General features: G+C 56.3%; 12 protein-coding genes. 7 read left to right on the top strand and 5 right to left on the bottom strand.

All coding sequences use genetic code 11. The features are described from left to right. The first annotated feature begins 134 nt into the window (after positions 1-134). The 5 genes from KFZ77_RS11430 (at position 135) to KFZ77_RS11410 (ending at position 5,492) form a co-directional block, all read left to right on the top strand. A complete protein-coding gene (locus KFZ77_RS11430) occupies positions 135-665 on the top strand; it encodes a fimbrial protein (RefSeq protein ID WP_264384246.1) in 531 nt (176 codons plus the stop codon). Positions 666-725: 60 nt separating this feature from the next. Then, positions 726-1,433, top strand: coding sequence for a fimbrial biogenesis chaperone (locus KFZ77_RS11425; protein WP_264384245.1), 708 nt, complete (start codon positions 726-728; stop codon positions 1,431-1,433). Between the two features lie 56 nt (positions 1,434-1,489). Further along, positions 1,490-4,021 carry a fimbria/pilus outer membrane usher protein gene (locus KFZ77_RS11420; protein ID WP_264384244.1) on the top strand — a complete coding sequence of 844 codons (2,532 nt, stop codon included), beginning with the start codon at positions 1,490-1,492 and terminating at the stop codon, positions 4,019-4,021. Positions 4,022-4,349: 328 nt separating this feature from the next. Beyond that, complete coding sequence (locus KFZ77_RS11415) at positions 4,350-4,871, top strand: fimbrial protein (RefSeq protein WP_264384243.1); 522 nt, start codon at positions 4,350-4,352, stop codon at positions 4,869-4,871. A gap of 75 nt (positions 4,872-4,946) precedes the next feature. Then, entirely contained in the window at positions 4,947-5,492 is a 546-nt protein-coding gene (locus tag KFZ77_RS11410; RefSeq protein WP_319640956.1) for a fimbrial protein, read from the top strand. Positions 5,493-5,554: 62 nt separating this feature from the next. Here KFZ77_RS11410 and KFZ77_RS11405 read toward each other — a convergent pair whose 3' ends face one another. The 5 genes from KFZ77_RS11405 to yebS form a co-directional block, all read right to left on the bottom strand. Continuing rightward, a complete protein-coding gene (locus tag KFZ77_RS11405; RefSeq protein WP_024547418.1) occupies positions 5,555-5,746 on the bottom strand; it encodes a YdfD/YebW family protein in 192 nt (63 codons plus the stop codon). 104 nt (positions 5,747-5,850) lie between these two features. Next, positions 5,851-6,090, bottom strand: a complete 240-nt coding sequence (locus KFZ77_RS11400; protein ID WP_031523459.1) for a YebV family protein — start codon at positions 6,088-6,090, stop codon at positions 5,851-5,853. Positions 6,091-6,191: 101 nt separating this feature from the next. Next, positions 6,192-7,640, bottom strand: a complete 1,449-nt coding sequence (rsmF, locus tag KFZ77_RS11395; protein ID WP_264384241.1) for a 16S rRNA (cytosine(1407)-C(5))-methyltransferase RsmF — start codon at positions 7,638-7,640, stop codon at positions 6,192-6,194. Between the two features lie 120 nt (positions 7,641-7,760). Continuing rightward, positions 7,761-10,394, bottom strand: coding sequence for a PqiB family protein (locus KFZ77_RS11390; protein WP_264384240.1), 2,634 nt, complete (start codon positions 10,392-10,394; stop codon positions 7,761-7,763). Continuing rightward, positions 10,363-11,646, bottom strand: coding sequence for a membrane integrity lipid transport subunit YebS (yebS, locus tag KFZ77_RS11385; RefSeq protein WP_031523464.1), 1,284 nt, complete (start codon positions 11,644-11,646; stop codon positions 10,363-10,365). Before yebS ends, KFZ77_RS11390 begins: the two co-directional genes overlap by 32 nt. A 128-nt stretch (positions 11,647-11,774) precedes the next feature. Here yebS and KFZ77_RS11380 point away from each other — a divergent pair, with 128 nt between their 5' ends. Both KFZ77_RS11380 and proQ read left to right on the top strand, forming a co-directional pair. Beyond that, a complete protein-coding gene (locus KFZ77_RS11380; protein ID WP_031523466.1) occupies positions 11,775-12,269 on the top strand; it encodes a GAF domain-containing protein in 495 nt (164 codons plus the stop codon). A gap of 100 nt (positions 12,270-12,369) precedes the next feature. After that, positions 12,370-13,068 carry an RNA chaperone ProQ gene (gene proQ, locus KFZ77_RS11375; RefSeq protein ID WP_031523468.1) on the top strand — a complete coding sequence of 233 codons (699 nt, stop codon included), beginning with the start codon at positions 12,370-12,372 and terminating at the stop codon, positions 13,066-13,068. Positions 13,069-13,080 lie beyond the last annotated feature (12 nt).

The following is a 13,080-nucleotide window of genomic DNA, read 5'->3' as shown; positions in this document are numbered from 1 at the left end:
TTGAAAACAAAAATTAGCAGATTTTACCCTGCGATATCAGGCAGCCCGGTGTGCTTCATAAGGAGCATGACTCAAAGGTAAAAATCATTATGTTCAGTTTTTACCGGAATTATTTTCTCTTAAGGATATTTTTGATGAAAAAGAATGTTATTGCTGTTGCATTCGCAACGCTGGCTGCGCTGTCTGCGTCTTCTGTATTTGCCGCTGACGGCACTGTGAATTTTACCGGTGAAATTATCGACGAAGCATGCACAGTTGATATTGGCACCAGCGATTCACTGAGCGTCAGCCTGGGTAAAGTTGCTAAGTCTTCCTTCTCTGCAACTGGCGACGAAGCTTCAACAACGAAATTCACCATGACCCTGAAAGATTGCCCGGAAGCAATTACCGCCGCGCAGGTGAAGTTTGATGGCACCCACGATGCCACCGATTCTTCCCTGCTGGCGCTCACGGATGAAACCGGCGTGGCGACTGGGGTTGCTATTGCCCTGATGACTGCCGATAAAACCGACCTGGGTCTGAATGCAGTGAACGATTACAGCTATACGCTGGCCGCCGACAAGGAAAACAAACTTGATTTCTATGCCGCTTATCGTTCGACATCAGACACCGTTGTGGCAGGTAAAGCCAACGCGGTTGCAACCTTATCTGTTAATTACAACTGATTTTCCACTCCGGAAAATTACCGGGGCTGTATCACAGCCCCGTATTTATCGAGGTATGACATGAAATTCTTTAGCAAAACGTTAATTGCAGGGCTGGTGCTTGCATCAGGTTTGTCTGCCGCTCAGGCTGGCGTGGTAATTGGCGGTACGCGCGTTATTTATGACGGAAATAAGAAAGAAGCTTCTCTGAGTGTCAATAATCCGGACAACGTGCCTTATCTTATTCAATCCTGGGTAGAGACACAAACCGGTGGCGCTGAGAAAGCTCCTTTTATTATTACTCCGCCGCTGTATCGACTGGATAAAAGCCAGCAAAATATTATGCGTATTGTCCGCGCAGGTACGCTGCCAGAGAATAAAGAGTCATTATACTGGCTGAATATCAAAGCTATCCCTTCTGCGGCGCGTAATGAAAATGCTAATACCTTACAGGTCGCGGTAAAGACCCGTATCAAATTGATTTATCGCCCAGCTGCGCTGAAAAACGGTTCACCGGAAGATCAAGCTAATACGCTGCGCTGGAGCCGTGTCGGAAATAGCGTCGAGGTCACTAATCCCTCCGCGTATTACATCAATTTCAACAGCATTACCGTTAACGGCAAAGCGCTTAACGATGTGACCTATGTTGCACCGGGTGCCAGCGCACGCTTCAACCTGCCTGCGGGTGCGGGTGCGGGTGCGGGTGCGGGTGCGGGTGGCGGCAAGCTTTCATTCAAAATCATCAGCGACTACGGCGCACCGGGTGCCGAGCATAACGTAAGTATTTAAACAACCCTGCCGCTCATGGAGTGAGCGTGCCCCGTTAACCAGGAGAGTATTCGAGAATGAGAAAAGTAAAACAGCGACCATCCCTGCGTCTGACGCGCATCGCATGGTTTATCGCGCTGGCACTAAGCGGAACAGCTCCGGTATATGCGCGCGACTACTTTAATCCCGAATTGCTTGAAACCGGGACACAAACAGCAGGAGCCGATCTCTCTGCTTTCGAAGAGGGATCGCAGGCACCAGGCACCTACCAGGTTGACGTTGTGATTAACGATCAGCAGGTGGACAGCCGAAACGTCGAATTTAAAAGCGTTAAAAACGCGGCCGGGGAGGATGTACTTGAGCCGTGTCTGTCGGTAGCACTGCTGCAAAGTTACGGCGTAAAAACCGAGCTGTTTCCTGAACTGGGTGCAGAGGATGCCTGCGCAAATTTGAGCGCCATTCCAGACGCGAGCTACGATTTTCGTTTTAACAGCCAGATACTGGCGTTGAGCATTCCCCAGGCGGCAATGTCGCCCCAGGCGCGCGGCTACGTTGACCCGGCGCTGTGGGATAACGGCATCAACGCGCTGATGATGAACTATAGCATCAGCGGTTCGAGTACACATGCCCGTGGCGGTAACGGCGGCAGCGACACTAATAGTCAGTACGCCAACCTGCGTCCGGGAATCAACGTTGGGCCGTGGCGGCTGCGCAATTACACTACCTGGAATCGGGACAGCAACGGGCAGGACAAGTGGGATACGGTCTACACCTATGCCCAGCGTAATATTGTGCCGCTGAAATCCCAGCTGACGCTGGGAGACAGCTCATCGCCGTCGGACGTGTTCGACAGCGTCCCGTTCCGTGGCGGCCAGCTGGCGTCGGACGACGACATGCTGCCGGATTCGCTGAAGGGCTACGCCCCGGTGGTACGCGGCATCGCCCGCACCAACGCCCAGGTGGTGATCCGCCAGAACGGCTATGTGATCTACCAGAGCTATGTCGCGCCAGGGGCATTCGAAATAACCGATATGTATCCGACCGGTGGCGCAGGGGACCTGAACGTCACCGTTAAAGAAGCCGACGGCAGCGAGCAAAAGTTTACCGTGGCGTTTGCTTCTCTTCCGGTGCTGCAGCGAGAAGGGCACCTGAAATACTCGCTCACCGGGGGGCAGTATCGCTCCTATGACCGCACCGTGGAGAAAACGCAGTTCGCCCAGGTGACCGGTATCTACGGGATCTCGCATGGCGTAACGCTTTATGGGGGCGTGCAGGCTTCAAGCCGGTATCATTCACTGGCGCTGGGTTTGGGTAAAAATATGGGGCAGGTTGGGGCGTTTTCGGTTGACGTTACGCAGGCCAGCGCTGAACTTGCAGACGATACCTCCAGCACCGGGCAGTCCTGGCGCATACGTTACAGCAAAAACTTCGCTGAGACTGGCACCAACTTCTCCATTGCGGGATACCGCTACTCCACGCGCGGCTACTACAGCATGCAGGAAGTGCTGGACGGGTATGGTGAAAACAACATCATGGACAACCGCCGCCGCAATCGCGCCGAGTTAACCATGAGCCAGTCGCTGGGAGGAAACTTAGGTGCGCTGTCACTCAGTGCGGTGCGCGAAGATTACTGGAACTCAGACAAGAGCATGGAATCCTGGTCCGCGAGTTACAACAACTCCTGGAACGGAATCAGCTATGGTCTTACCTATACTCTGAGTAAAAACGGTAGTGCCGGTAATTACGGCAACAGCACCAGCTATGACAAAGATCAGATGGTGGCGCTCAACGTCAGCTTCCCGCTGGAGAGATTCTTGCCGAAGACCTGGGCCAGTTACAGCATGAACAATAATAAAAACAGCGGCACCACCCATTCGGTAGGTATCAGCGGCATGGCGCTGGAGAACAACGCCCTGAGCTGGAACCTGCAGGAAGGCTACGGCAGCAATGGCACCGGCAATACCGGTAGCCTTAACGGCGATTACAAAGGGACTTACGGGGAAGTTACCGCAGGCTATGGCTATGATAAATCCAGCAAGCGCCTGAATTATGGTCTCCAGGGCAGTATTCTCGCCCATGCCGACGGCGTTACGCTGTCGCAGCCGCTCTCTGAAACCAACGTGCTGATTAAGGCTCCGGGGGCGAAGGGCGTAAGCATTCAGAATCAAACCGGCGCGAAAACCGACTTCCGCGGTTATACCGTAGTGAGTAATGTCTCGCCGTACCGAAAAAATGACGTCACGCTCGACCCATCATCTCTGCCGGATGATGTTGAGCTAGAACTAACCAGCCGCACCGTGGTTCCCACTCGCGGGGCGGTCGTACGCGCTGAGTATGTTGCCAGTGTTGGTATGCGTGTATTGATGACATTAACCCAGGCTAATGGTCAGCCTGTGCCATTCGGCGCGCTCGCAAATGTGGAAGGGCACCCAGGTCAGGGCTATATCGTAGGGGATGCGGGACAGGTTTATTTAACAGGTCTGGAACCTAAAGGGAACATGATCGTTAAATGGGGAGAAGCAACTGATCAAATGTGTCTGGTTAAATACAGCCTGCCTTCGAATGAAGCTAACTCTGGGGTTATAATGTCTGAGCAGTCGTGTAATTGATCAGCACGCACAGGGATAGCACAATTTATCTTGTAGGTTTATTGCGTGTAAAAAAATTATTCTACTTGCCCTCTTAAAATTAACGGTTGCATAGATAACAGAAACGACGACGTCGCCCGGCATTTCGGTGTCCGGTTACTTGGTGATTTACTTACGCTGGACGTGAATAAAAACACTAAATTAACGAATCTATGGGATGTCAGAAACCTTTCCTGTAAAGGCGCATTATTAACGGCCCAAATGGTTTGTTGTACCTGGGCCGCAGGTGTCACTGCCACACTTAATTTAACGCATTAATAATTGGTGTAAAAACCTGAGAGGAGTTATCATGTTCTGTAATAAATTATCTGGATTAACAGGTGCCTTGTTGATAATGCTGGCATCTGAAACAACGTTTGCCGATCCTGTCACAATTAATATCACCGGAAATATCGTTGCCTCGCCCTGTACTGTCAATGGCGGGAATAATGCTCTGTCTGTATCACTCGGTGATATTCAAGCTTCAAGCCTGCAAACGGCGGGTGCAACATCACCTGCTAAGGATTTCAGTATTGATCTTACCGATTGCCCGACCGGTACTACTAACGTTAAGGTGGTATTTAGCGGCACGGAAGATACAGAGGGGGGAAGTAGTTATTATAAAAATAGTGGTACTGCAAAAAATGTTGCCGTAGCTCTTATTGATAAAAGTACCGGCTCTAAGTTAGGAAATGGTGAAAGTATTGAGCAGGAAGTAACGGCAGATAAAACGGTCACGTTTGAGTTACAGACGCAGGCTTATTCTGTTAGTGGTGGCGCTCTGCCGGGAACCATACAGGCCGCTATTACAGCTGACCTCACGTATCAGTGATAAGGTATAAATTACGTCCCCGGGCCGCTGACAAATATTTAGCTGATTACCTGACGCTTTCATCGACGCAACTGCATGAGGATAATAATGTTGCCTGTAAAAGATCACGCGCGCATCAATAAATTGTGTACCTGCCTGGTCGCGATATTTTTTTCGATCCCCGCGCTGGCTGAATCCACTGCGATAAATATAAATGGAAATATTATCGCCTCGCCCTGTAACGTTGATACGGATACGGTCAATAAAACCGTAGATCTGGGTGAGGGGAGAGTCAGGGAGATGAGCGTTGCCGGTGCCGGCGGAGAGTGGGCTCACTTCGAGTTGCTACTGACAAACTGCCCGGCGGCGACCGTAGGGGCGACGGTGACGTTCAGCGGCACGCCGGATGATGATGACGCGACGGCGTTTAAAAACAGCGCGGATGCAACCGGCATTGCGCTGCGCCTCGCCAGCCGCGATCGCGCCACTACGTATCAGAACGACAGCACCATGACACAAACCATCGATACGGCGACCCACAGCGCGACTTTCCCGTTGTCTGCGCGTATGTTCTCACCAAAAGGCAATCCCACCTCCGGCCAGTTTGCCGCCGCGGTGAACGTCAGTTTTACGTATCAGTAAACGCACAGTATGGAAGGCCCGCAGACAGGGCGGTGATGTAACCGCCTTATGCGGGTAAGAGATTAAAAATCGCTGTACTCCTGGGCCGGACGCCAGAAACCATCAATAAAATCTTCTACCGGATAGCAGCCGCCGTGACGCATGCGCTGGACATCCATTGCCTTCACGCACTGCTGCTCGGTGTTAAAAACATCGACAACGATGTCATCGCACCCGCCATCCAGATAACAAACAAAAAGAACCAGTGCGAACATCCCACCCTCAACATCAACCTGTTTGTCAGTAAGTGTAGGGGAAGGGCAGCGGTATGGGGAAAGTTCAGACTAAATAACCCGTCTCAGGCGACGGGTTTTCGGGATCAGGCAAGGCGCATGACCCAGGCATCGGCAGAATGATCGTAGTGTTTACGGTAGAGGACGGAGTGTTCACCGTTGAGCACGGCGGGAATGCTGGTTTCCGCGTCCCAGGCGTCGAGCTGCATGCACAGATCCGGGTCGGATTTGCAGGGAATGATTAACGTTCGTTCACCAGGGTCGTTGCCCTGCAGTTCGGCATCATCAATTTCAAAGGTGCCAATTTTTACGCTGGTTTTTGTCATAACGCTCTCCATTTGTCGGTTCGCTTGTGGTATGACCAGTCAGGCCGCCCATCTTTTAGCCTGGTAAAGGCTGCGCGATGTGTCAAATGGAGAGCGATAAATTATTGCCCGGCGTTTCCGCTGGCGAACAGCTTGCCGTCGCGTACCAGCTCGCGCGGGTAGCTGTTTTTCAGCCGCGAACCAATTTTGCGCGCCAGCCCCAGCGGCTGCCCCTGGAAGGTGACAATCACCTCGTCGTGAGCGGGAAGCCGCTCCGGGTAGACATCGCGACCACGATACCACTCTTCGGCATCATGCAGCGACAGCTCGAACGCCAGCGGGTTGGCAATACCCGCGAGGGCGATCACCGCTTCATGCTCAAAGCGATAGCCTTTGTTGTGCGCCTGCGCCAGGCGCATGCCGAGGCGCGAGAAGCGCACTTTGCCGATCAGCGGCACGATGGCCTCCGGGAACAGCCAGATCTCTTTGTCGCGCTGCCACAGCGTCAGTGCGCTGTCCCACGTCAGGCCGGAAGCGGCGGCGGCACGGATGATGTCGTCTGCGGCGCGGCCATGCAGCGGCTTGAACGGGAAATTCCCCACCTTCCACGTCGGCGGCGCAGGCGGCTCTACCGCAGCGGTTTTGCGCAGGCGCGCAACGAAAAAGCCCTCACAGTCATAAATCTGCGGGAAGACGTGCAGGAACCCTTCGTCCGTCAGGGCAGCGCGCGCATTGGGGAACAGATCGCCCAGCGGCTCAATCTCCACCGCGCCGGGGAAGCGATCCAGCAGCCAGCGGCAGACGGCTTCGTTTTCATCGCGGTTGAGGGTGCAGGTGGAGTAAACCAGCGTGCCACCGGGCTTCAGGGCGTGAAACGCGCTCTCCATCAGGTCGCGCTGGGTGGCGGCGATCTCCAGATTGCTGACCACCGACCAGTTGCGAAGCGCGTCGGGATCTTTACGCACCACGCCTTCGCCGGAGCAGGGCGCATCCAGCAGAATGGCGTCGAAGGTCTCCGGCAGCGCGGTGCCGAACACCCGGCCGTCAAAATGGGTGAGCGCCACGTTGCTGATGCCGCAGCGGCTGATATTGGCGTGCAGCACCTTCACGCGGCTGGCGGAGTACTCATTCGCCAGGATCGCACCGCGATTATTCATGCGCGCCGCCATCTGCGTGGTTTTTGAACCGGGGGCAGCGGCGACGTCCATCACGCGCTCCGGCTGCGGGCAGCCATCGAACAGGGCGGCGACCGGTAACATTGAGCTGGCTTCCTGAATGTAGAACAGGCCGCTCAGGTGCTCGGCGGTGCTGCCGAGCGGCAGGGCTTCATCGTCGCGTTCAATCCAGAAGCCTTCCGCACACCAGGGGATCGGCGTTAACTGCCAGCCGTAAGGCGCGACCAGCGCGAGGAAATCCGTGACGCTGATTTTCAGCGTGTTGACGCGCAGGCTGCGGCGTAGCGGGCGCTGGCAGGCGGCGATAAAGTCATCCATTGATAGGGCGGACGGCATCGCCTCGCGCATCAGATCAAGGAAGGCGTCTGGTAGATAAGCGGTACGGGAGGATTCCACGGCTGGCCCCGGCAACAGTAAAAATGGGCGCGCAGTGTACCACAGCTTGCCGGACGTGGCGCGCCGGCGTCGGGGATAAAAAAAGGGCGTACCCGCAGGTACGCCCTTGTCTGATGTCGCTTAGCGCGGCAGGGCGGTGCCCCATTCACGCCACTCTTTCGGCTCGCCCTCCTGCAACAGGAAGTGTTTCCCCTCCTGCGCTTTCGGGGCCAGCGGCGTGCTTGGCGGCGTGGCAAAGGCGATACCGCCGCGAATGAACTGGTTAAAGGTGCCGGTTTTCACCACGCCTCCGGTCAGGCCGAAATCGAGGCTGTAGCCGGACGCCAGCCAGAACACCGAGTTGTTGCGCACCAGATGCTGATAGCGTTTGCTGATGCGCAGCGCCACCATCACGCGATCCGACAGGTTACCCAGCGTCATGCCGGTGACGGTACCGACTTCAATACCGCGGAACAGCACCGGGGTGCCAATCGCCAGCGAACCGGCTTCCGGCACTTCCACCACCAGGCTCAGGCCGTCGAGATAGCGCGAGTCGGTGATGGTCGCTTCCTGCAACTCAAAGCTGCGGCGCGCTTCTCCGCGGCCCGGCTCCACGTTGATGTACGGCTGCAGGATAGTATCGAGATGATCGACCCCGGCGGCGGAGATCTTCGGCGTCACCACCGAGAAACGTGTTCCGGCGCGGGCGAAGGTGCGCACGTATTCCGGATAAAGCACCGCCGTGGCCTGCACTTCGTTACGCTCGGTGATGAGCTTCAGGGTATCCACCTGGCCGATATCGATACCCAGATAGCGGATCGGCATTCCCGAGGAGAGCTTGCCGGCATCGAACGAACGCAGGGTGATCTGGCTTCCCACCGCGCGGGCTGAGGTTTCAGAGGCGTAGAGAATGCGCTTGCCGTTTTTGGTCTGGTTCGCCCCGGCACCGGGCAGGGTGTCGAAGCTGATCGCCCCGCGCAGCGCGCGTGAGAGCGGGGACGCCTGCACGGTGAGACCGCCGCCGTTGAGCTGCACCCTCGCACCGCCTTCGGACCAGAAGACGCTGCCCGGTGTCAGCAGGTTGCGGTACTCCGGTTTGATATGCACGTCAATATCAAAGGCGTTAGCGCGAGGACGCACGGTGATAATCTCGCCCACCTGGAATTTGCGGTACAGCACCACCGACCCGGCCTGCACATCCGGCAGGCTGTCTGCCGTCAGGGTGAGGGTAGTGGTCGGCAGATCGCTCAGGCTGTTCTCCAGCGCTTTCTCCATATTGGCGAACAGCGGATAGGAAGCTTTCAGCGCGCCTTTGCTGCCCGGCAAAATGCGCACGCCGCCGCTGACCCACTCGCTGGCGCTGGCCCCGAGGAACTCCACGCCGTCGAGACCGACTTTGACATCTATACGGCTGTTAACCACGAATTTACTGTCTCCGGTCACCAGCTCGCGGTATTTCGGGTCGATGGCCACGGCGAAGCTCACGCCTTTGGCAGAGAGATTACGCTCAATCACCTGGCCCACCTTGATGCCGTGGAGGATCACCGGCTGCCCTTTGTCGATGCCGTAGCTCTCCGGCGCGGTGAGCGTCACGGTTTGCACGCCCGGCTGCTGCAGCGGCGTTTTGTCCGCAGGCAGCACCACAAAGTGGTTGCGCGGATCGCCTTCGCCCGGCACCAGCTCAAAGGTGCTGCCGGTAAGCAGGGAGCTGACGTTCGGGTTATCCAGCGTCAGTTTCGGGCTGCGCAGCTCAATGCGGGTTTTGTCGCGCAGCAGGTTCACTACGCCAGGATCGACGGTCATCTCGCCGGTGACCGCACCGCCCGGATTGAGCGTCAGCTTGCTGAGCTGGCCCACTTCGAGGCCCTGATACATCAGCACCGTTGAGCCTTCTTTCAGCCCTTCGCCGCCGGGCAGGTCGAGCTTGACGATCACGCCGCGCTGGCTGTGCGCCAGATCTTCATACAGGCCAAACTCATCTTCCTGATCCGCCGGTTCGGAGGCATCGGGGGAGTCGAAGGCGATAGCGCCGTTCACCAGCGCCGCCAGGCTCTCCAGCTCAACCTGCGCACCGCTCAGGCCAACATTGGCTTTCACCCCGGAGACGTTCCAGAAGCGGCTGCCTTTTTTCACCAGGTTCGTGAAGCGGCGCTCGATCAGCACGTCGATGGTGACGCCCTGTTTGCTTTTGTTGATGGCGTAATCGTAGACGCGGCCAACCGGAATTTTGCGGAAATACACCAGCGAGCCGCTGTTCAGCGACCCCAGATCCGGTGCATGAAGATGGATCATCAGGTCGCCATTGCTCAGCCGGTATTTCGGCTGGGTGTCCAGCGCGGTGAAGTGATCCTGGGCTTCGCCTTTACCGGGCATCATGCCGATATAGTTCCCGCCCACCAGCGCGTCCAGGCCGGATACCCCCGCCAGCGACGCTTTCGGCGTCACCAGCCAGAACTGGGTTTCGCTGCGCAGCGCCTCTTTCATGGTGGCTTTAATGCTGGCGGTGACCTTAATTTTATTCAGATCGTCACTCAGTCGAATTTCCTGCACCATCCCCACCTCAACGCCCTGATAGCGTATAGGGGTGCGCCCAGGGACAATGCCGTCAGCGCTGACAAAGTCGATGGTGATGGTGGCACCGCGATCTTCATAGCTGGTCCAGATCAGCCAGCCGGCAATCAGCAACGCGATAACCGGCAGCAGCCAGAAGGGGGAGATGCGGCGTTTTGTTTTTACTTTCGCTTCAGTCGTCGAAGCGGGCGTTTCCTGACTCATGTGCGTCCCAAAGTAAGCGGCTGTCCAGCCATTCCACTGCAAGAATAGTCAATATTACCGCTGCGCCGAAATAAAACGCAGCGGGCCCCATGGTAAAAGCCAGCAGCTGATCGCGATTGACCAGCGACATGGTGAGTGCGATCACAAACAGGTCGAGCATCGACCAGCGTCCAATCCAGGTCACAAACCGCAGCAGCAGGATGCGGGTGCGCAAGCCCTGCTGGCATTTGAAATGAATGCTGATAAGCAACGTCAGCAGCACCAGCACTTTGGTGAACGGCACCAGAATACTGGCGATAAACACCACCGCGGCGACGGCGATATTGCTGCTCGCCAGCGACATGATCCCCGACATAATGGTGTCTTCCTGACGTGCGCCGTTGATGTAAATCACCGAGATGGGCAGCAGGTTAGCCGGGATCAGGAAAATCAGCGAGGCAATCAGCGCCGCCCAGCTCTTTTGCAGACTGTGGCGACGGCGGTGGCGCAGCGGAATATGGCAGCGGCGGCAGCGTCCGCGGCTGTCCGCCAGGCCGGTATAGTGGCAGCCGAGGCACACCTCCAGCCCCTCCTGCGCGCGCCGGGCCGGGCGCTGCGGGTAGTAACGCTCCCACAATTGTTCAACGTTAAGGTGGATCAGCGTCAGCACACTGAGGATCACCAGAATGACAAACGCGAACAGGCCAGGGCCGGGCTGCATGAAGGCGTACTCTTTCACCTTGATGGACGCCACGCCGATGCCCACGAGGTAAATATCAAGCATCACCCACTCTCTGAGCCGCTCCAGCATCAGCAGCACCGGCCTCAGGTTCATGCCGAGAATATTGCCGAACCACAGATAAGCAATCGAGCCCACCAGGGTGACCGGCGCGCCGACAGCGCAGAACAGTACCATTGCCGCGGTGAGGGTGTCGCCCTGACGCGTCATCTGCCAGATGCCCTGCAGCACGTTGGCATCGATGCGCGTGCCGAGCAGGTACAGGCGCAGCAGCGGTTCGCTGTACGCGAAGGGCATCAGCAGCAGCATGGCAAACGCCATTGCCGCCAGCCGCGTCAGCGACCAGTCGCGCCCGTCGCGGATCTTCGCATCACAGCGCGGACACCAGGCATTCTGGTGGGGTTTGAGCACCGGCAACGTGAAAAGCATATCGCATTGCGGACAACGCTGATAATGTGCCCCCGGCAGGGCGTCGCCGATAGCGCGAACGGTGAGTTTTTTATCTAGTTTTATAGTTCGCGATTTCAGTGCCATAGATGTTAAAAAAAGATAATAGAATGAAAGTATATTAACTCATGAAATGATTCGCCTTGAGGATAAACGCATTTAATGCTTATTTTAACGGCGGATGACAGTAAGTAAGACAACGAAGCGATTACATAATGAACAAAACAGAATTCTACAGGGATTTAAACCGTGACTTTTCGGCGTTGATGGCAGGGGAAACCAGTTTCCTGGCAACGCTTGCCAATACCAGCGCGCTGCTGTTTGAACGTCTCGACGGCGTGAACTGGGCGGGGTTCTATCTGCTGGAAGGCGATACCCTGGTGCTCGGTCCGTTCCAGGGCCGTATCGCCTGTGTGCGCATTCCGGTGGGGAAAGGCGTATGCGGTACTGCCGTGGCGCAGGACCAGGTACAACGCATCGCAGACGTCCATGCCTTTGACGGTCACATCGCCTGTGACGCCGCCAGCAATGCCGAAATCGTGCTGCCGGTGAAGGTGAATGGCCAGGTTATCGGCGTACTGGACATCGACAGCACCGTGTTTGGCCGCTTTGACGAGGCGGACGAACAGGGGTTACGTGAGCTGGTGGGGCATCTGGAAACCCTCCTCAGCGCCACCGATTATAAAAAATTCTTTGCGCATAGCGCATGATAAACAACGGATAACGTGGCATTTACCGATGGCGTCATTATAATGACGCCTGTTCATGCCTGCGGCTTGTTGGCTATATCCGTTGTAATCAGGAAATTTCATGGAAAATCAACCTAAGTTGAATAGCAGTAAAGAAGTTATCGCCTTTCTGGCCGAGCGTTTTCCACGCTGTTTTAGCGCAGAAGGCGAAGCACGCCCGCTGAAAGTTGGAATCTTTCAGGACTTAGTGACGCGTGTTGAGGGAGAAATGAATCTCAGCAAAACTCAGCTTCGCTCCGCACTCCGTCTTTATACCTCAAGCTGGCGCTACCTTTACGGTATCAAAGCCGGCGCGACCCGTGTCGATCTCGACGGCAACCCGTGTGGTGAGCTGGAAGAGCAGCACGTAGAGCACGCCCGCCAGCAGCTTGAGGAAGCCAAAGCCCGTGTTGCCGCTCAGCGCGCGCAGCAGCAGGCGAAAAAACGTGAAGCTGCCGCGGCGGCAGGCGAAGGCGAGGCCGACAGCGCGCCGCGCCGCGAGCGCAAACCGCGCCCGGCCTCTGCGCCGCGTCGTAAAGAGGGCGCAGAACGTCAGCCCCGCGCCGACAAGCCTGCAGCCAAAGCGCCGCGCGCACCGCGTGAAGAGCGTCATACTCCCGTTTCTGACATTACTGCACTTAACGTGGGCCAGCCCATCAAAGTTAAAGCAGGCAATAATGCGATGGACGCCACTGTGCTGGAAATCACCAAAGATGGCGTCCGGGTACAGCTGACTTCTGGTATGTCGATGATTGTACGAGCAGAACACCTGTTGTTCTGAAACGGAGGTCAA

Origin of the sequence: Siccibacter colletis (assembly GCF_025914095.1) — a bacterium.
In the GTDB taxonomy this organism is placed as follows: Bacteria; Pseudomonadota; Gammaproteobacteria; order Enterobacterales; family Enterobacteriaceae; genus Siccibacter; species Siccibacter colletis.
This window is presented reverse-complemented; position numbering and strand designations above follow the sequence as displayed.

Excerpts from the sequence above, each read along its gene's own strand:
- KFZ77_RS11430 (WP_264384246.1), top strand. The coding sequence starts at position 135 with ATGAAAAAGAATGTTATTGCTGTTGCATTCGCAACGCTGGCTGCGCTG.
- KFZ77_RS11425 (WP_264384245.1), top strand. The coding sequence starts at position 726 with ATGAAATTCTTTAGCAAAACGTTAATTGCAGGGCTGGTGCTTGCATCA.
- KFZ77_RS11420 (WP_264384244.1), top strand. The coding sequence starts at position 1,490 with ATGAGAAAAGTAAAACAGCGACCATCCCTGCGTCTGACGCGCATCGCA.
- KFZ77_RS11415 (WP_264384243.1), top strand. The coding sequence starts at position 4,350 with ATGTTCTGTAATAAATTATCTGGATTAACAGGTGCCTTGTTGATAATG.
- KFZ77_RS11410 (WP_319640956.1), top strand. The coding sequence starts at position 4,947 with ATGAGGATAATAATGTTGCCTGTAAAAGATCACGCGCGCATCAATAAA.
- KFZ77_RS11405 (WP_024547418.1), bottom strand. The coding sequence starts at position 5,746 with ATGTTCGCACTGGTTCTTTTTGTTTGTTATCTGGATGGCGGGTGCGAT.
- KFZ77_RS11400 (WP_031523459.1), bottom strand. The coding sequence starts at position 6,090 with ATGACAAAAACCAGCGTAAAAATTGGCACCTTTGAAATTGATGATGCC.
- KFZ77_RS11390 (WP_264384240.1), bottom strand. The coding sequence starts at position 10,394 with ATGAGTCAGGAAACGCCCGCTTCGACGACTGAAGCGAAAGTAAAAACA.
- yebS (WP_031523464.1), bottom strand. The coding sequence starts at position 11,646 with ATGGCACTGAAATCGCGAACTATAAAACTAGATAAAAAACTCACCGTT.
- KFZ77_RS11380 (WP_031523466.1), top strand. The coding sequence starts at position 11,775 with ATGAACAAAACAGAATTCTACAGGGATTTAAACCGTGACTTTTCGGCG.
- proQ (WP_031523468.1), top strand. The coding sequence starts at position 12,370 with ATGGAAAATCAACCTAAGTTGAATAGCAGTAAAGAAGTTATCGCCTTT.